The organism is Prevotella sp. P5-92 (assembly GCF_002251245.1).
Taxonomy (GTDB): Bacteria; Bacteroidota; Bacteroidia; order Bacteroidales; family Bacteroidaceae; genus Prevotella.
This window is the reverse complement of record NZ_NPJG01000038.1, coordinates 98614-117235: the sequence shown is the minus strand read 5'-3', so window position 1 is coordinate 117235 and position 18622 is coordinate 98614. Positions and strand designations below refer to the sequence as shown.

The window sequence follows — 18622 nt, the reverse complement described above, 5'->3', positions numbered from 1 at the left end:
TATTATTCTCTGTTTTTCGCCGTCATCTCTTCTATGCGGTTGCATATCTCGGTGTTTGCGTTCTTTATTACCCTAAGGTCGCGCAGCAGGCGCAGGCGGAACCGCCACATCCTCAGGTAGAAGAAGAGTCCGAGGGGCAGTATTAATCCCGTCAGTGCGTTGAGCCATCGACGGCGGAAAGGCCTTGTGTGGGCATGTGTGGCCAGTACGGGATAGCGGTTGAGGTTTGCTATCACCACCTTGTCCTTGGTGTTGGAGAGGTCCTCGATCACAGCCTCGAGTTCGTCGTTGATGTCGCGTATGGCCCTGTCGTCGCCTTCACGGAAGAACACCTTTATGGGGTTAGGAGCCCTGAGTAGTCCGTGGGTTTGAGAATATTCGGTGATGTCGTTGCTTATCTTTTCGAGTATCGTTGCGTCGTTAGCGTAGTCGGGGTCGTTTATTATCACCTCTTTCTTAAACACGTGTCGCTTTGTGCGTATGCCGAGTATGCGTCTGAAGAAGAGTTTATATGCGTCGATGTTAAACACCACGGAGTCGCGGTTTGCCTTGTAGGTGAAGAAGACGGCCAGCGGCACGAGAATCATCATCGATATCCATCGTCCGAAGAGCACCGTCCAGTTGTCGTCGCGTGCCATTCTCATACCCGAGAAGTCGAAGATGTAATAGACGATGAAGACGAGTACGGATATGATCACCGGCACGCCGAGTCCTCCTTTTCGGATGATGGCTCCTAACGGTGCTCCGATAAAGAAGAAGACGACACACAGCAGCGACAGCGTCACCTTTCCCCATGCCTCAATCTCGTGCATGCGTTCCTGTCGGTTGAGGGCGTATGAATAGTCGCCCTTGATGCTTATCTCGGATGCGTTCATCTCTATATGCGAGAGGGCATCGCGCATCACCACCTGTCGGTCTTCTGCCTTTAGTTTTGCGAATACGCTGTCATAGTCTATCTTTGCCGCGTCCTTGACAGCCTTTGTCGAGTCTTTCTTGTCATTGCATTGCATGTTAAACATGGTGTAGCGTGCGTCGCGGTAATAGGCTCTGCCCACCGAGTCGTTAAACTCGCGTATCGAGTCAAGGTCGTGTCGTATCTTAGTCATGCTTTTTGAGCGGGCGTCGTTAGAGATGCCTGCCACGTCGGCCAGGTTGAATCCGCCGTCGAAGTCGAGCACAATGCGTTTTTTGGAGAATGTCTCACGGCGGTATGGCACGCTCGCGCTTCCTGCCAGGTCTTGCGAGCGCATGTTTTCAAACCACTCGCCGCTATAGAGCGTCAGCAGGAGGTGTTTCTTCTCTGCCGTTGACTGCAGCATGCCCGAGTCTGCAAGTATGATGGCCGCGTCTTCGTAGCCTCCGTTCATGCGGTATATCATGATGCCATAGAGCTTGCCTGTCTTCAGGTCTTTCTTTTGGACATAGAGATTGCTGTTTGGGATACCGTCATAGAACACGCCTTCGGGGATTTCCAGTTCTGGACTCTTCTGCTTCATCGACAGCAACAGCTGTGCAAACGACTTGTTGGCATCGGGGCCTATGACATTTTGGAAATAAAACGAGCCGCAGCAGATAAGGCCCACGACCACTATCAGCGAGCGGAAAGCCTGCATCAGCGAGATGCCGGCAGCCTTGATGGCTGTAAGCTCCGAGCTCTCGCCCGAATTGCCGAAGGTGATGAGCGACGACAACAATATGGCCAACGGGAAAGCCTGCGGCATCAGCATCAATCCCATGTACCAGAAGAACTGTGCCAACACCTCCATCGACAATCCCTTACCTATGAGCTCGTCAACGTAACGCCAGAGGAACTGCATCATCAGCACAAACTGGCAGATGAAGAATGTTCCCACGAAAAGCAGTCCAAACTGCTTGGCTATGAATATATCAAGTTTCTTTATCCGAATCATTCGCATGCGCAATCCTTATCTATATATAGGATTTCAGGCTGCAAAGTTAGCACAAAAAATCGGTATTGCGAAATAAAACGGGCAGAAAAACCATTTTTTTACGTAATTTATAGTCCGCTGATGTTGTGCAGGCGGCTGAGGTTGTCAGTCCAGACCTCGCGCATATAGTCAACGTCTTCTTCATCCACGTGGTCGGTGATGATGAGTGTAAGATGTCCGCTGAAGTCGCTTTTCTCGACTCTCAATTCCCAGAAATCCTCGTCAGACTCGTTCACGTCCCATTTCAGCCTTATATAGCTGTTTTCTTCCTTTGAGATAATTGTCGATGTTCGTACGTCCTGCTGCGTCCATACCTCACCCCATTTGAACGTCAGTTCTCCGTCTTCGTCTTCTTCCACATAGTCAGCCATCCACTTTCCCAGACCGTGAGCATTGCCTATAAGCCCCCATACTATGCTGGCAGATTTAGAGTTCAACGGATACTCCATCACTAATTTCTTTTTGCTCATAACAGACATGTTAGTTGTGTAAAATAGGTAATTTGTCATTTTGACGCTACAAAAATACAAAAAAATACCGATACAGAATAATTTTTTAGCAAAAAAGTTTGCAGATTCAAAAAAAAGTAGTACCTTTGCACCCGCAAACAAGCAAATGGCGGGATAGCTCAGCTGGTTAGAGCGTCGGATTCATAATCCGGAGGTCGTGGGTTCGGGTCCCACCCCCGCTACTGTGAGAGGCAAGCACTTACGAGAAATCGTGAGTGCTTTTTTTGTTAGGTCCATTGATAAAGATGCTCGAAGCAGGAAACACACAGGTCAACCAACGGATTATGCCAGAAGACTTTGAAGGCACCTTTGATGGCAATGGCCATACCATTAGTGGCATCTATATGCCATCTACTGATGGAAATTATATTGGAATGTTAAAACCAAACCATGGTACTATAAAAAACTTAGGTGTGTTGGACTCTTATTTTGGAGGAAGTGGAAGCATTAATGTAGGCACCTTTGCAGGACAGAATAACTGTTGGTACGGTCGTACCACACCTAACGTCACGACCGTACCATAGCTGTGGAACACTCGTGACATCACGCTATGGAACGACCGTGACACAAGAGTATTCAGTTGTCACAAAAAAACGGCTTGCGATTGACTCTAAGAATAACTGTCGAAGATAGCTCTCTTTCTCCATGAGTAAAAAAATAAGTCGCTGATGAGATACATAACGGCACAATAGTTAAATAAATCATAAAACGTTTGTAACATTCATTTCTTTTTAGTAACTTTGCCGCTGTAAAAATAAAAAAAGAAAGGGAAGACATGAAAAAGAAATCAATCCTTGGTTTGCTTCTGATGGCATCTGCCACTGTTGGAGCACAGGAAAACCCGTTGTGGATGCGCTATCCAGCCATCTCACCTGACGGAAGTCGTATCGCCTTCACATACAAAGGCGATATCTTCACCGTGGGAACCAATGGAGGAAAAGCTCAACAGCTGACCTCTAATCCCGCCTACGACACACATCCCGTATGGAGTCCCGACGGAAAACACATCGCCTTTGCCTCTACCCGCGAAGGAAGTGCCGACGTATTTATCGTTGACGCCAACGGAGGCGAGCCACGCCGACTCACCACGGGCAGCGGCGGAGAAGTGCCAATGGTGTTTCGCGACAACGACCACATCCTCTTCTCCGCAAGCGTGATGCCGTCGGCTGAATCCATCATCTTCGCCGGCTCATTCTTGCAGGTATATGAGACCGACACCAACGGCTCGCGCCCAAAGCTCTACTCTACCCTACCCATGGAGAACATCAGCTTTAACGCCAATGGCGACGTGCTTTACCACGACAACAAAGGCTATGAAGACTCTTGGCGAAAGCACCACACCTCGCCTATAGCCCGCGATATATGGATGAAGCAGGGAGACAACTACAAGAAAATCACCGACTTTGCCGGCGAAGACCGCAACCCCGTCTGGGCGGCTGACGGCAAGTCGTTCTATTATCTCAGCGAGATGGACGGGACGTTCAACGTCTATCGAGCCAATGCCGACGGCACACAGAAGCAACAATGCACCCACTTCAAAGGCAATCCCGTGCGCTTCCTCTCCAGTGCTGCCAACGAGACCCTCTGCTTCGGTTACGATGGCGAAATATACACCCTCGCCAAAGGACAGACAGAGCCCCGAAAGGTGAACATCAGCATCACGGCTGACCGCACCGACCGCGACCTCGTGAGACAGATAAGCAGCTCAGGCGCGAAAGAGATAAGCCTGTCGCCTAACGGCAAGGAGATAGCCTTCGTGATGCACGGCGATGTCTTTGTCACATCAGTGGAATACAAGACCACAAAGCGCATCACCGACACACCTGAGCAGGAACGCGACATTGAGTTCGCGCCTGACGGACGCAGCATCGTCTATGCGTCGGAGCGAGGAGGTGTGTGGCAGATTTACCGCTCGCTGCTGAAAAACAAAGACGAAGGACTGTTCTGCTACGCCACCGACATCGAAGAGGAACGCATGACCGACAACGACCTCACCTCACAACAGCCCAGTTTCTCGCCCGACGGCAAGAAGATAGCCTACTACGAAAACCGCGGTACACTGAAGGTGATGGACGTGAAGAGCAAGAAAACACATACGGCTCTCGCTGCCGACTATGTCTATTCGTATAGCGACGGCGACATAGGATTCTCGTGGAGTCCCGACAGCCGATGGCTTCTCGCATCGTATATCGGCACCGGAGGATGGAACAGCCAGGACATCGCCCTCGTCAGTGCAGAAGAGGACGGAAAGGTGTATAACCTCACCAACAGCGGATACTCCGAGAGCAATCCCAAATGGGTGCTCGGCGGGAAAGCCATGCTCTTTGCAAGCGACAGGGCCGGATACCGCAGTCACGGCAGCTGGGGAGCCGAGGACGACGTGTATATCATGTTCTTCGACCTCGACGCCTACGAGCGTTTCAGGATGAGCAAAGAAGAGGTGGCTCGCGACGACAAGGCACGCGAGGAACTGAAGAAGAAGAAGGAGGAAGAAGAAAAGGCTAAGGAAAAGGCTGAGAAGGACAAGAAGAAAGGCAACGACAAGGACGAGGCCAAGGTGGAAGTGAAGAAGGTGGAAGCACTGGAACTAGACACCACCAACTGCCGCGACCGTGTAGTGCGCCTCACCAACAACTCTGCCCATATCGGCGACATGCTGCTCTCGGCCGACGGCAACACACTCTACTACCAGGTGCGCTATGAGGACAGTTACGACCTTTGGAAGATAGACAAGGAAGGCAACAAGCAGCGACTGATGAAAGGCATCGGTGTGGCTGCCATGCAGCCTGACAAGGACATCAAAAGCGCATTTGTATGCCGCGGCAACATCACAAAGGTGGATCTGAACTCAGGATCACAGAAAAACGTGGACTTTGAGGCATGGTTTAACTACAAGCCATACGAAGAGCGGCAATATCTCTTTGACCACGCTTGGAGACAGGTGAAAGACAAGTTCTACGACAAGAACCTGCACGGTGTTGACTGGGAAGGCTACCGCAAGACATACGAGAAGTTCTTGCCGCACATAAACAATAACTTCGACTTTGCCGAGATGATGTCGGAGATGCTCGGAGAGCTCAATGCCTCGCATACGGGATGCCGATACAATGCCTACAGCAATGTCATGCAGACGGCACAACTCGGACTTTTCTTTGACGAGGCTTACAATGGCGACGGACTGAAGGTGAAGGAAGTGTTGCGACGCGGACCGTTTGACGTGAAAAACACCGGAGTCAAGCCTGGCTCTATCATCACTGCCATCGACGGAGTGAAGATAAACGCGGGCGAGGACTACAACAGACTTCTCGACGGGAAGATTGGCAAAAACATTCGTGTCAGCTTCGCCAAGGCTCAGGGCAAGACAGAGGAAACCATCACAGTAAAGCCTGTGTCACAGGCTCAGACAAGAGAATTGCTCTACAAGCGTTGGGTGGATCGCAACAGGGCGTTTGTTGACAGTATCTCGGGCGGAACGGTGGCTTACGTTCACGTCAAGGAGATGAACAGCGAGAGCTTCCGCACCGTTTATCAAGAACTGCTCAGCGACCGCAACCGCAACCGCAAGGCTGTGGTGGTGGACGAACGCCACAACGGCGGAGGATGGTTGCACGACGATCTCTGCACACTGCTCTCAGGCAAAGAATACCAGAATTTCGTGCCTCGTGGACAGTATGTGGGTCGCGACCCATACAACAAGTGGACCAAGCCTTCGTGTGTGCTGATATGCGAGGATGACTATAGCAACGGACATGGTTTCCCGTGGGTTTACAAGACCTTAGGCATAGGCAAACTCATCGGCGCGCCTGTAGCCGGAACGATGACCGCCGTATGGTGGGAACGAATGATGGACTCGTCGCTCGTATTCGGCATTCCTCAGGTTGGCTGCCGCGGCATGGACGGCGTCTATGGCGAGAACACGACACTCTACCCTGACATCGAGGTATATAACACGCCTGAAGACATCATCAATGGCTACGACCGCCAACTGGAAAGAGCCGTAAGAGAAATGATGAAATAACTATCGGCATTATGTTTTAAGGCTTATTAGGTTAAGTGTTTATGGCTTTTTAGCTCAAGTGCTTAAAGGCTCATTAGCTTAAAAAGATTAAGGAGTTAAGACAAATATGAATTCCCATGGATGGCATTCTATATTGTCTTAACTCCTTTTCAGTTACCTGGTTTTGCCAGTCTTTACTACTTCAGCAGCTTTGCTATTGTCTCAAGACAAAGCTCAGAATTTACGGGTTTGGAAAGGAACTCGTCGCAACCGGCTTCGAAAGCCTGCTCACGGTCGCTGCTGAAAGCGTTGGCCGTAAGTGCGATGATAGGCATGTCAGGATATTTCTCCTTAATGATACGTGTGGCCTGCAGACCGTCCATCTCTGGCATCTTCAAGTCCATAAGCACCATGTCAATACCGCCTTGCTCCACCTTCTCAACAGCGTCAATACCGTTGATTGCGCGTATCACCTCGTAATGCTTCTTAAGCAAGTAACCCATCAAGATGAAGTTACTATCGTTGTCTTCTGCAACCAATATTCTTCTCATAGATAGTCTTTAATTTTTTTGTTATTATTAATATAATAAGGTGTTATTTCTTCCAAAGTTTACTCATATCCTCTAATGTCTTGCCCTTGGTCTCTGGCACCAGACGCCATACAAACACGGCAGCAACGATACATATCACGCCATAAAGGCCGTATGTGAACCAATAGCCCATGCTGTTGGCAAGAGGAACAAACGAGGTAGATACAATCCAGTTGAATATCCACTGGAAAGCCACTGCAATGGCTACTGCTGCACCACGGATAGTGTTGGGGAACACCTCGGCGATGAGCACCCAGCATATAGGTCCCCAAGAGAACATAAACGATGCTGAATAGACCATGATAGATACCATACACAGCAACTGCAGCTCGGGATTGCCAAACGTACAGGCCACGCCGATGGCGCCTACAGCCATTCCTAACGAACCGACAATGAGCAAAGGCTTGCGGCCCAGTTTCTCGACGGTGAAGATAGCCACACAGGTGAAACCAAGGTTGACGATACCATTAAACACGGTGAGCACCATAGGATTGTCAAAGCCCATTGCCTCGTAGATTCGCGGAGCATAATAGAGCACCGCATTGATGCCCACAGCCTGCTGGAACACCGACAACATCACACCGACAAAGATGCAGAGGAAGCCATAGGTCATCAGGCGTTCTGTCTTCTCGGTTACGGTGTTCTTTATCTCGTTGAGGATCTCCTTTGCCTTAGCCGCGCCATTGATGCGGGCAAGAACATACTCGGCTTTCTCGTCTTGTCCGGTCATGGCAAGATAACGCGGAGTCTCAGGCACGAAACAGATGAGAAGGGCGAACAGTCCGGCAGGAACCATCTCAGAGCCAAACATGTAACGCCATCCTGTCTCAATGGCCCAGGCTGCCTCGCCACTGTTAAGTATCTGGTTCATGCCATTGCCGATGCTCTCTATGGCAGGAGCAATGTGGTCGCCAAGGATGAAGAAATTGACAAAATACACCACCAGCTGACCGAAGATGATGGCAAACTGGTTCCACGACACGAGCATACCGCGGATATTGCTTGGCGCAATCTCACCGATATACATTGGACATACGGCTGAGGCAAGACCAACGCCGACACCACCAATGACACGGTAGATGTTAAACACGATGAGAAGGGTGAGGTCGGGCTTGCCCTCGGGCAGAACAAATGTCTCTGGCGACATCGAACCCCATGCAGAGATGAAAAACATCACACCTGCAAAGATGAGCGTGCGCTTGCGACCCCAGTTAGAAGCCAATAGTCCCGACAATGCGGAGCCAATGATACAGCCAATAAGGGCACTGGAACTGGTAAACCCATGCCAAAAGTCTGTGTACGTGAAATCGCTCGCTCCCATGAAAAAAGCCTGCAATCCCTTTTCCGCTCCCGAGATAACGGCTGTGTCGTAGCCGAAGAGTAAGCCGCCTAAGACGGCTACCATGACGATTGAAATAAGGTAGGATTTGCTACCTGTTGCACTTTGATTCATTACCTTTAATTGTTTGTCTTTTAAAAGATTGGTATTTTGGTTTTAACTCTTTATTTTCACCGATATTTGTTTAAAGAATAATTATAATTCTTAAATAGGCTACAAAATTACATCTTTTTTTCCAAAAAATTTGCATATCACGAATATTTTAACTATTTTTGCAACACGAACTAACTGATACCTATATTAAAGTATGAAATTAAAAACATTAGGTTGCGCCATTGCACTGGCTTCAGCATTGGCAGCACAGGCCCAGACAAATGTCATGGACATCAACACCAAGAAGGTGGGAGCCCCAGTTCAAAACACCATGTATGGACTATTCTTTGAGGACATCAACTATGCCGCCGACGGCGGTCTGTATGGAGAATTGGTCAAGAACCGTTCTTTTGAATTCCCCCAAAGTTTTATGGGTTGGCAAGTCTTTGGCGACGTAAAGCTGAAGAACGACGGACCATTCGAACGCTGTCCGCACTATGTCACACTCAGCGACCCTGGACATAAGGAGCGCCGCACTGGTATCCAAAACGAAGGATACTTCGGCATCGGAGTGGAGAAAGGCGAGAGCTATCGCTTCACTGTATGGGCAAGGGCGCCAAAGGGAAAGACAACCATCAGGGTGCAACTCATTGACCAAAACACCATGGAGGAGCACCAGGAATTTACAGAGAACAAGCTCGAGATTGCTTCAGCTGACTGGAAGAAGTATGAGGTGGTGGTGAAGTCGCCACGCACCTTCAATCATGCCAACCTGCGCATCTTCCTTGCCGGAGCAAACCCCGTGGATCTCGAGCACGTGAGCCTCTTCCCGGTCAACACATTCAAAAACCGACAGAATGGTATGCGTCGTGACATAGCCCAGGCGCTGGCCGACATCCACCCAGGACTGTTGCGATTCCCTGGAGGTTGCATCGTGGAAGGCGTTGACCTCGCCACACGCTACCAGTGGAAGAACACCATCGGTCCGGTAGAGAACCGTCCTCTCAACCAAAACCGTTGGGAGCACACCTTCGACTACCGTTACTTCCCCGACTATTATCAGAGCTACGGACTCGGATTCTTCGAGTTCTTCCAGCTATCTGAAGATATTGGCGCGGAGCCTCTTCCAGTGCTCAACGTGGGTATGGCTTGCCAGTTCCAGAACTGGAACCAGGAGTGCGCTCACGCAAAAATGGATGAGTTAGAGCCATTTATCCAAGACTGTCTCGACCTCATCGAGTTTGCTAATGGCGACGAAAATACCGAATGGGGAAAGAAGCGCATCGAAATGGGGCATCCAGCTCCATTCAACATGAAATATCTCGGCGTGGGCAACGAGCAGTGGGACGAGCTCTACTTCAAGCGCCTGAAGCCGTTTGTTGAGCGTATCCGCGCAAAGTATCCAGAGATAAAGATCGTTGGCACCAGCGGTCCTGACTCTGAAGGCAAGATGTTTGACCTCGGTTGGGAAGCGATGAAAAGCCAGAAAGCAGACCTCGTGGACGAGCATTTCTATCGCCCCGAGTCGTGGTTCCTCAGCCATGGCCTGCGCTACGAGAGCTACGACCGCAAGGGTCCGAAAGTGTTTGCCGGCGAATATGCCTGCCACGGAAAGGGAAAGAAATGGAACCACTACGAGACATCGCTCTACGAGGCAGCCTTCATGACCGACCTTGAACGCAATGCCGACGTGGTATATATGACCGCCTACGCTCCTCTCCTCGCACATGTTGACGGATGGCAGTGGCGTCCTGACCTTATATGGTTCGACAACACTAAGATGTTCAAGACCGTAAGCTATTACGTACAGCAGATGTATGCCCAAAACAAGGGAACCAACGTGCTTCCACTGACTATGAACAAGCAGTTTGTGGCTGGACAGGAAGGACAAAACGGACTCTTCGCCAGCTCTGTACTCGACGCTAAGGCTAACACCGTCATCGTCAAGATTATCAACACTGGCAAAACGGCACAACCCGTTTCGGTCAACCTCTTGGGTCTCAAAGGCGAGAAATCCGTGAAGACTATCACACTGTCGCACAATGGTCTCGACGACGAGAACTCAATAGACAATCCTGACAAGATCCGCCCCGTTGACGGAGCCATGAAATGCGAGGCAGGAAAGAAAAACACAATACTCAACGATGTATTGCAACCAATGACATTCAAGCTCTATATCATAGAGAAATAATACAAAAAGAGGGGAAGAACAGCACTTCCCCTCTTTTTTTTACGCTTTTTCTTCGAAAATGCCCTAAGTTTGGATTTTTTTTTGTAATTTTGTCGCCAAATGTTTTATTTGGAACGAAATGACAGTTATCGAACTAATAAATAAAGACAAAGACAAGAGACATTTCTCGTTTGAGGTGCTGCCTCCGCTAAAAGGAACAGGAACAGACAAACTCTTCGCTACAATAGACAAGCTAAAGGAGTTTGATCCTCTGTTTATCAACATCACCACACACCACAGCGAGTTTGTATATCACGAGATGGACAACGGTCTCTTGCAGCGACAGCGCATACGCCGCCGCCCAGGCACCATTGCCATCGCCGCAGCAATACAGAACAAGTATGGCATTCCTGTTCAGCCACACGTCATCTGCAGTGGCGCGACAGTAGAGGACATTGAATATGAACTGCTCGACCTGCAGTTTCTCGGCATATCCAACCTGCTGCTGCTCAGAGGCGACAAAGCCAAGGAAGACCCGCGCTTCATCCCTACACCAGGCGGCCACGAGCACACTACCGACCTCATACGTCAGGTAAACCGCTTCAACGAAGGATTCTTTGCTGATGGCACTCCGATAAAATGTCCGGGAGAGAAGTTTGACTACGGTGTGGCATGCTACCCAGAGAAACACGAGGAAGCACCAAACCTTGAGATGGACCTCCAACATCTGAAAGAGAAGCAAGACCTCGGAGCCGACTATGCCGTGACACAGCTGTTCTACGACAACCAGAAATACTTCGAGTTTGTTGAAAAGGCACGACAGGCTGGCATCACCATACCTATCATTCCCGGCATAAAGCCTTTCGCCAAGCTTAGCCAGCTCACCATTGTACCAAAGACGTTCCATTGCGACATACCTCAGTCGTTGGCTCTCGAAGCCATAAAATGCAAGACCGACGAAGAGGCCAGACAACTCGGAGTGGAATGGGCTGTGGCACAATGCAAGGAACTGTATTCACATGGCATACACAACATCCACTTCTACACCGTGTCAGCCGTTGACTCCGTAGCGGAAGTGGCAAGAAGACTGCTCTAAGAACAGACATAAAAACCACAGAAAAAAATTGAGAAAAGGTGACGTCATAGGACAAAAAGAGGTGTGGACAAGGCTCACACAGATGGCAAGGGAAGACAGACTGCCTCACGCATTGATGCTTTGCGGACCGCAAGGCAGCGGAAAGATGGCACTCGCTCTCGCCTTTGCCAACTATTTGTTGTGCCGCAACCACACCTGTGACGACGAGGCATGCGAGGCTTGTCCACAATGCCGAATGTTGGCAAAATGGGAGCACCCCGACCTGCATTTCACCTTCCCCACCATAAAGCTACCGTCGATGAGCGCCGACCACAAGCCTGTGAGCGACGACTTCGCCAAGCAATGGCACGAAATGATCCAGACAGGACCATATTTCTCCATGGATCAATGGATGACAGCCATTGGAGCTGAAAACCAGCAGGCCATCATCACCGCTGGCGAGAGCGACGAGCTGATAAGGAAATTCAGCCTTAAGTCGAGCCAAGGCGGATATAAGGTCTCGATAATTTGGCTGCCAGAGCGAATGAACATTGAATGTGCTAACAAGATTCTCAAACTAATCGAAGAACCGCCTTCTCATTCTGTGTTTATCATGGTTTGCCAAGAACCTGACAAACTACTCGAGACAATACGCAGCCGAACACAGCGCATCGACGTGAGACGCATTGACAACAACAGCATAGCTAAAGTTCTTGCCGAAAGATATCCATTGGGTGCAGAAACGGCAACACGTGTGGCTCGACTTTCTGACGGCAGCTGGCTCAACGCACTTCGCATAATTGACAACGACAGCGAGACGGCCGACTTCTTTGCCGACTATCAGCAGCTTATGCGTCTTGCATATATGCGCAACATCCACGACCTGAAGAAATGGAGCGAGCGCATAGCAGGATATGGAAGGGAAAAACAGAAGCGGTTTATGGATTATTTCATACGCTTGACACGCGAAAACTTCATGTACAACTTCGGCAATCCCGAGCTCAACTACATGACTGAAGAAGAAGAGGCTTTTGCCGTGAAGTTTGCTCGTTTCATCCACGAGGGGAACATAATCCAGATAAGCGAAATGGCCGACAAAATTGTTCGTGACATTAAGCAAAACGCAAACGCAAAAATCGTATTCTTCGACATGGCGTTGCAGATGATAATGCTGATACTACAAAAAAAGTAATAAACGAAAACTCTATATACAACTTTACGGAAGTAACAAACAGAAACTCTATATACAACATAACGAATGATAAAAGATAATGAAAACAAAATAATGTGTGATGGCGACAGAGGCCTATGCAGAAAGGCTGTGGGACGACAGGACAAACAGCTCAACACCTATGACTGGTTGGCTGACGTGCCTGGAAATGCCTTCTCTACCGACCTCGTAGAAGTGCAGTTCAAACACACACGCAAGGGATACTACCACAACTCCAACAAGCTCGAGCTGAAAAAAGGGGATATCGTGGCTGTAGAAGCTAACCCAGGACACGACATCGGCGTTGTCACGCTGACAGGACGACTCGTAAAAAAACAGATAAAGAAAGCCAACATCAAGTCGGCTGACGACATCAAACGCATCTACCGACTGGCAAGACCCGTGGATATGGACAAGTATCGAGAGGCTAAAAGCCGTGAACACGGGACGATGATACAGAGCCGACAGATAGCTAAGGATCTCGGACTGCAGATGAAGATAGGAGACGTGGAATACCAAGGCGACTGCAACAAGGCGATATTTTACTATATCGCCGACGAGCGTGTCGATTTCCGTCAGTTGATCAAGGTGCTTGCCGAGACGTTCCACGTGCGCATAGAAATGAAACAGATCGGTGCGCGACAAGAAGCGGGACGCATCGGAGGTACAGGTCCATGCGGACGAGAGCTGTGCTGCGCCACCTGGATGAAGAACTTTAATAGCGTGACCACCAACTCGGCACGCTATCAGGACATTTCGCTCAACCCACAGAAGTTAGCTGGCATGTGCGCCAAACTGAAATGCTGCCTCAACTATGAGGTTGACAACTATGTAGAGGCAGGACGAAAGATTCCGAGCAAAGAAGTGGTACTGCAGACTCTCGACGGAGATTATTATCTCTTCAAAACCGACATCCTTGCAGGACTCATCACATACTCTACCGACAAAAACATAGCGGCAAACCTCGAGACTATCACTGCCGAACGTGCAAGGCTGGTGATCGAGATGAACAAAAAGGGAGAAAAACCTGACTCGCTACATGAGGACGGCAAGCAGAAGCAATCCGGACAACAGCACGTTGACCTCCTCGCCAACGAAAACATCAGCCGCTTTGACAAAGCCAAGAAGAAAAAGAAGAAAAAAGGCAATGGGCAACAACAAGTTCAGGGACAGCAACAGAAGCAGCCTCAGCAACCGCAGGAACAGCAGCAGAAGCAGCCTCAGCAACCACAGGGACAGCAGCAGAAGCAGCCTCAGCAACCACAAGGACAGCAGCAGAAGCAGCCTCAGCAACCACAAGGACAGCAGCAGAAGCAGCGTCGTCCTGAAGGTCAAAACCGCAGGAATGCCCATGCGCAACAAAACAAGCAAAACAACAAGAAGACCGAAGAGAAACAATAACACATTATTATTATCAATAATGAACAGGCAGATTTTTGTACTCTTAATAATATTAGTTACGGTTGCATCGACATTAGTGTCCTGCAACCGTTCAACTATTTATAGCCATTACTGTCATACTTCAGTGGTGGGATGGGACAAGAGCGACACACTTACGTTTGAAGTGTCGCCATTGAAAGCCGACGCCGAACTGAAATCCATCATCGGCATAAGAGTAAACGACAAATATCCGTTCAAAGCCCTTTGCCTTATAGTTGAACAGACGATATATCCTGACAAGGTGGTAAAGAGCGACACGATAAACTGCCGCCTTTTTGACGACGATGGAAAGTCGCGAGGACGTGGTGTCAGCTGTTATCAGCACGTGCTTCACTATAACACCCACCGCCTGATGAAAGGCGACTCGTTGTCGATACGTGTCCATCACAACATGAAACGCGAGATCCTTCCTGGCATTTCAGATATTGGCATCACATTAGAACAAATACATTAAGTACGGACCAACTTTCGACTGGCGTCGAGACGAAGGAAGATAAACAGCAAGAAGGTGAATCCCCAAAGCGAAGAACCGCCATAGCTGAAGAAAGGAAGAGGGATGCCTATCACGGGGGTCAAGCCAAGCACCATGCCCACATTGATAAACACATGGAAAAGGAATATTGACAAAACCGAATAGCCGTAAATACGACTGAAACGGAACGGCTGACGCTCGGCAAGATGAATGAGACGTAATATCAAGGCGAGAAACAACAGCAGCACACCTGCAGAACCAAGGAAGCCCTCCTCCTCGCCTACCGTACAGAAAATGAAATCGGTATCTTGCTCGGGTACAAACTTCAACTTTGTTTGCGTACCATTAAGGAAGCCCTTCCCTTCCAGACCGCCAGAACCTATAGCTATCTCACTCTGATGGACATTATATCCAGCTCCCGAGAGGTCTTCATCAAGACCTAACAACACGTTGATGCGCACACGCTGGTGCGGCTCCAACACGTTGTTGAGCACATGGTCGGCAGAATAGAAGAATGCCATAGAGCCTAACGAGAACAACATGATGAAAAAATACTGTTTCAGTCGCGTGCCAAGACCTTGAATCAGGAGCCAGCCTATCATCACCGCACACAACACCAACTGCACCCATACCACATCAAACGGAATGACATAGACAGAGAACAGCATGCCTATACCTGTTATGAGTACAGCATAGCCTACTATGCTCCACGCCCCAACCTTGTTCCTGCAATAGACATATACCATGCCAGCAGTAAACAATTGAACCAATGACAACACGACGAACTTTCCGACCGACGTTGGGCTGCCAAACATCAACATGTCCTCATAGCGTATGCCTACCACGAAATATATCACTGCCGCTACACCAGTAAACAACACGCTGCCAGGCATTCCCTCGCGATAGAACATAAGCAGAAACGACAAATAGACCAATGCCGAACCAGTCTCACGCTGGAGGATGATAAACAGCATGGGCACAAGCATGATGGCAAACGTCTTTATGGCGTCTTTCATCTTATGGATGGAATAGCCGTAGGTGCTCATAAACTTCGCCAGTGCCAACGCCGTGGCGAACTTGGCAAATTCGGCGGGTTGAACACGCAGAGGACCTAACACCAACCACGATCGCGAACCTTTTATCTGGTGAGGATTGAAGATAGTAACGAAGAGCAGCAGCAACAGCGCCGCGTAGATAACATACGAGAACGTGTCGTAAAAACGATCATCAAGCATCAATATGACAAAGCCGAGGCAGATGGACGTGCCTATCCACACTATCTGCATGCCCGATCGTGTGTCAAGGCTGAAGATATCGGTGTCGCCATAGGTATAGCTGGCACCACACACGCTAATCCATCCGAACACCAAGAGTGCCAGATATATACATATTGTTACCCAGTCAAGTGAGCGAAGAACGCTCGGCTGCTTATCTGTCTGCTGAACCATAAGAAATACGTCTGTGTTGGAATTCGTCGGCTTTCTTTTCAGATGCTTCCGACAGCTTCCCGTGAATATATTGTTCCATCATTAATCCGCCAATAGGCACTCCGTAGTCGGCGCCCCAACCACCATTTTCTACATATACGGCGATGGCTATCTTTGGGTCGTTCATTGGGGCGAAGCCCATGAATACCGAGTGGTCGTGGCCTCTGTTTTGCGCAGTACCGGTCTTGCCACAAGCCTCGAAGTCGTAGTGTGCCAACCCACGGCATGTACCTCCAAGCACGGAAGAGCGCATTCCTTGAACCACATATTCATAAGCCTTGTGGTTAGCCTTTGTGTAGTGGCGGCTGGTATAAGTGGTGTCGAGTGGCTCGCCTTGTACTTTCTTCACCACGTGAGGCACATAATAATAACCGCGATTGGCGATGGTGGCTCCAAGATTGGCTATCTGCAGAGGCGTCGCGTTGACCTCTCCTTGTCCGATAGAGATACTGATTATGGTGAGTCCGTTCCACGAGCCGCGGTAAGCATTGTCGTAGAATTCAGCATTTGGTATCAGTCCTCGTTTCTCTCCTGGGAGGTCGATACCGAGTTTATATCCGAATCCCATGCTGACCATATAGTCGCGCCATGTGTTCATGGCGTTCTGCACACTTCCATATTTTGAGCGGTTGCCTATCATATAGTAAAGGCCCCAACAGAAAAATGCATTGCACGATGTGCTTAGCGCAGGCACCAATGACAGCGGGGAGGCATGTCCGTGGCATCCCACGTGCAGACCGCGGAAATAGAATCCTCGCGAACAGCCGAAAGGAGTTGCCGGCGAGATGATGCCTTCGCTCATAAATGTCAATCCTTGTGTTGTCTTGAACGTGGAGCCGGGAGGATATTGTCCCATGATGCTTCTGTTGAGAAGCGGTTTCCAAGCGTTGCGGCTCAGTTCTCGGTGATTCTTAGAGCGGCTACGTCCCACCATCAGCCGAGGATCGTATGTAGGCGACGACACCATACACAGCACCTCGCCTGTAGATGGTTCTATTGCCACGATGCTGCCAATCTTTCCTTCCATCAGTCGTTCTCCCAATGCTTGTAACTTGAGGTCGATACCGAGAGTTAGGTTCTTCCCTGGTACAGGTCGTCTGTCCAGACTATGGTTTTGGTAACTGCCTTGTATGCGTCCGTGAGCGTCGCGCAGCAGAATCTGAATACCTTTCTCTCCTCTCAGTTGTTTCTCGTATTGTCTTTCAACGCCGAGTTTTCCTATATAGTCGCCAGGCTGGTAATAGTCGTCTTCCTCAATGTCTGCAGGCGACACCTCAGCCACATCGCCAAGGATATGTGCGGCATAAGGGTATTCGTATTGTCTTATGCTACGTCGCTGAACATAAAAACCTGGAAATCGGAACATCTTCTCGTTCAGGATATTAAACGTACGTTCTGACAATTGGTTCATGAAAAGCTGCTGTGTGTATGGCGAATAGCCAGGATTTTTCGAGCGGTCTTTGATTGTAGCCATCCTTGTGTCGAACTCCTCTCGTGTGATGCCGAGCGTATTACACAGTTCCAAGGTGTCGATTTTTCCTTTTGCCTCTTTCATCACCACCATGATGTCGTATGCAGGCTGGTTATAGACCATGAGTTTTCCGTTACGGTCGGTGATGATGCCTCTTGAAGGGAACTCGATTTTCTTGAGGAATGCGTTTGAGTCAGCATTCTTCTTATAGTCATCACTCATTATCTGCAGTGTGAAAAGTCTGATGATGTAGATAATGACGATGGTTGTAGCCACGCCACCGATGACATATTTCCTATTCTCCAGTCCGTAGTCCTTCACTTTCGTTTTGTACTTTCTATGGTGAGTATGAGTATGATAGTCAATAGCGCACTGCCTCCGATACATTCAATCCACAGCAGCCAGTTAAAGAAAGAGAATGTTTCGATGGTGAAGAAGACGATACAATATATGAGCGTGAGCACCAATACGTAGAACACGTATTTGGCGATGCCGAGCGTAATGATGCCCGGACGCAGATCGTCGGGCGCATCCTGCTGGAGAAACAGTTGCAGGAAATACGGTTGTATGATTCCTATCACGAGCAGTGAGGCGGAGGTGAGTCCGGGAGTGTTAGAGAAGGTGTCTATCACTACTCCGAGCAGGAAGCACCATACGAGTATTGCCCATCGCGGATAGTTGCGTTGGAATCCTACCACCATATATATATATAATAGCGGTGTGGCAATGCCAAAGATATGAATGTTGTTGAGCACGAGCGACTGTATGAGGCAGAGCACAATAACCATTCCCGTGCGGCTTATGATGTCTGATGTCATAT

Annotated in this window: 13 protein-coding genes, 1 tRNA gene and 1 pseudogene; 8 read left to right on the top strand and 7 right to left on the bottom strand. The window is 49.2% G+C overall.

Annotated elements, in window-relative coordinates:
- Positions 1-2: 2 nt before the first annotated feature.
- Together CIK99_RS04010 and CIK99_RS04005 are read right to left on the bottom strand one after the other, a co-directional pair.
- Positions 3-1910, bottom strand: coding sequence for an LptF/LptG family permease (locus CIK99_RS04010; protein WP_094380113.1), 1908 nt, complete (start codon positions 1908-1910; stop codon positions 3-5).
- 107 nt (positions 1911-2017) lie between these two features.
- Positions 2018-2419 (bottom strand): START-like domain-containing protein, encoded by a 402-nt coding sequence (locus CIK99_RS04005; RefSeq protein WP_094380022.1) that lies wholly within the window; start codon positions 2417-2419, stop codon positions 2018-2020.
- A gap of 147 nt (positions 2420-2566) precedes the next feature.
- On the opposite strand from CIK99_RS04005, the gene CIK99_RS04000 reads away from it, so the two are divergent.
- The 3 genes from CIK99_RS04000 (at position 2567) to CIK99_RS03990 (ending at position 6476) form a co-directional block, all read left to right on the top strand.
- Positions 2567-2640: transfer RNA gene (locus CIK99_RS04000), tRNA-Met, on the top strand.
- Between the two features lie 63 nt (positions 2641-2703).
- On the top strand, positions 2704-2982 hold the full coding sequence (locus CIK99_RS03995; RefSeq protein ID WP_094380019.1) for a hypothetical protein: 279 nt from the start codon (positions 2704-2706) through the stop codon (positions 2980-2982).
- 251 nt (positions 2983-3233) lie between these two features.
- Positions 3234-6476 carry a S41 family peptidase gene (locus CIK99_RS03990; protein WP_094380017.1) on the top strand — a complete coding sequence of 1081 codons (3243 nt, stop codon included), beginning with the start codon at positions 3234-3236 and terminating at the stop codon, positions 6474-6476.
- A gap of 176 nt (positions 6477-6652) precedes the next feature.
- Here the strand turns inward: CIK99_RS03990 and CIK99_RS03985 are convergent, their stop codons facing one another.
- Both CIK99_RS03985 and xylE read right to left on the bottom strand, forming a co-directional pair.
- Complete coding sequence (locus tag CIK99_RS03985) at positions 6653-7006, bottom strand: response regulator (RefSeq protein ID WP_094380014.1); 354 nt, start codon at positions 7004-7006, stop codon at positions 6653-6655.
- A 43-nt stretch (positions 7007-7049) separates the two neighbouring features.
- A pseudogene (gene xylE, locus CIK99_RS03980) lies at positions 7050-8504 on the bottom strand (D-xylose transporter XylE); the annotation flags it as partial.
- Positions 8505-8691: 187 nt separating this feature from the next.
- Here xylE and CIK99_RS03975 point away from each other — a divergent pair.
- The 5 genes from CIK99_RS03975 to CIK99_RS15195 all read left to right on the top strand — a co-directional run bounded on the left by CIK99_RS03975 (position 8692) and on the right by CIK99_RS15195 (position 14826).
- Positions 8692-10668 (top strand): alpha-L-arabinofuranosidase C-terminal domain-containing protein, encoded by a 1977-nt coding sequence (locus tag CIK99_RS03975; protein ID WP_094380010.1) that lies wholly within the window; start codon positions 8692-8694, stop codon positions 10666-10668.
- A gap of 118 nt (positions 10669-10786) precedes the next feature.
- Positions 10787-11743 carry a methylenetetrahydrofolate reductase [NAD(P)H] gene (gene metF, locus CIK99_RS03970; RefSeq protein WP_094380008.1) on the top strand — a complete coding sequence of 319 codons (957 nt, stop codon included), beginning with the start codon at positions 10787-10789 and terminating at the stop codon, positions 11741-11743.
- A gap of 28 nt (positions 11744-11771) precedes the next feature.
- Positions 11772-12914 (top strand): AAA family ATPase, encoded by a 1143-nt coding sequence (locus tag CIK99_RS03965; protein ID WP_094380006.1) that lies wholly within the window; start codon positions 11772-11774, stop codon positions 12912-12914.
- 66 nt (positions 12915-12980) lie between these two features.
- Entirely contained in the window at positions 12981-14333 is a 1353-nt protein-coding gene (locus tag CIK99_RS03960) for a regulatory iron-sulfur-containing complex subunit RicT (protein WP_094380004.1), read from the top strand.
- Positions 14334-14352: 19 nt separating this feature from the next.
- Complete coding sequence (locus CIK99_RS15195) at positions 14353-14826, top strand: gliding motility lipoprotein GldH (protein WP_158215893.1); 474 nt, start codon at positions 14353-14355, stop codon at positions 14824-14826.
- On the opposite strand, the gene rodA is transcribed toward CIK99_RS15195, so the two are convergent.
- Genes rodA through mreD form a run of 3 tightly spaced genes read right to left on the bottom strand, consistent with a single transcriptional unit; the run spans position 14823 to position 18620 of the window.
- Positions 14823-16292, bottom strand: coding sequence for a rod shape-determining protein RodA (rodA, locus tag CIK99_RS03950; RefSeq protein ID WP_094380000.1), 1470 nt, complete (start codon positions 16290-16292; stop codon positions 14823-14825). The two genes, CIK99_RS15195 and rodA, sit on opposite strands and share 4 nt — an antisense overlap.
- On the bottom strand, positions 16273-18123 hold the full coding sequence (mrdA, locus tag CIK99_RS03945) for a penicillin-binding protein 2 (RefSeq protein WP_094379998.1): 1851 nt from the start codon (positions 18121-18123) through the stop codon (positions 16273-16275). The genes rodA and mrdA overlap by 20 nt, the downstream gene beginning before the upstream one ends.
- Positions 18120-18620, bottom strand: a complete 501-nt coding sequence (gene mreD, locus CIK99_RS03940; RefSeq protein ID WP_094379996.1) for a rod shape-determining protein MreD — start codon at positions 18618-18620, stop codon at positions 18120-18122. The genes mrdA and mreD overlap by 4 nt, the downstream gene beginning before the upstream one ends.
- Between the last annotated feature and the right edge of the window lie 2 nt (positions 18621-18622).

What these genes read in the sequence shown, in the direction of transcription:
- CIK99_RS04010 (WP_094380113.1), bottom strand. Translation starts at nt 1,910, where the DNA reads ATGATTCGGATAAAGAAACTTGATATATTCATAGCCAAGCAGTTTGGA.
- CIK99_RS04005 (WP_094380022.1), bottom strand. Translation starts at nt 2,419, where the DNA reads ATGAGCAAAAAGAAATTAGTGATGGAGTATCCGTTGAACTCTAAATCT.
- CIK99_RS03995 (WP_094380019.1), top strand. Translation starts at nt 2,704, where the DNA reads ATGCTCGAAGCAGGAAACACACAGGTCAACCAACGGATTATGCCAGAA.
- CIK99_RS03990 (WP_094380017.1), top strand. Translation starts at nt 3,234, where the DNA reads ATGAAAAAGAAATCAATCCTTGGTTTGCTTCTGATGGCATCTGCCACT.
- CIK99_RS03985 (WP_094380014.1), bottom strand. Translation starts at nt 7,006, where the DNA reads ATGAGAAGAATATTGGTTGCAGAAGACAACGATAGTAACTTCATCTTG.
- CIK99_RS03975 (WP_094380010.1), top strand. Translation starts at nt 8,692, where the DNA reads ATGAAATTAAAAACATTAGGTTGCGCCATTGCACTGGCTTCAGCATTG.
- metF (WP_094380008.1), top strand. Translation starts at nt 10,787, where the DNA reads ATGACAGTTATCGAACTAATAAATAAAGACAAAGACAAGAGACATTTC.
- CIK99_RS03960 (WP_094380004.1), top strand. Translation starts at nt 12,981, where the DNA reads ATGATAAAAGATAATGAAAACAAAATAATGTGTGATGGCGACAGAGGC.
- CIK99_RS15195 (WP_158215893.1), top strand. Translation starts at nt 14,353, where the DNA reads ATGAACAGGCAGATTTTTGTACTCTTAATAATATTAGTTACGGTTGCA.
- rodA (WP_094380000.1), bottom strand. Translation starts at nt 16,292, where the DNA reads ATGGTTCAGCAGACAGATAAGCAGCCGAGCGTTCTTCGCTCACTTGAC.
- mreD (WP_094379996.1), bottom strand. Translation starts at nt 18,620, where the DNA reads ATGACATCAGACATCATAAGCCGCACGGGAATGGTTATTGTGCTCTGC.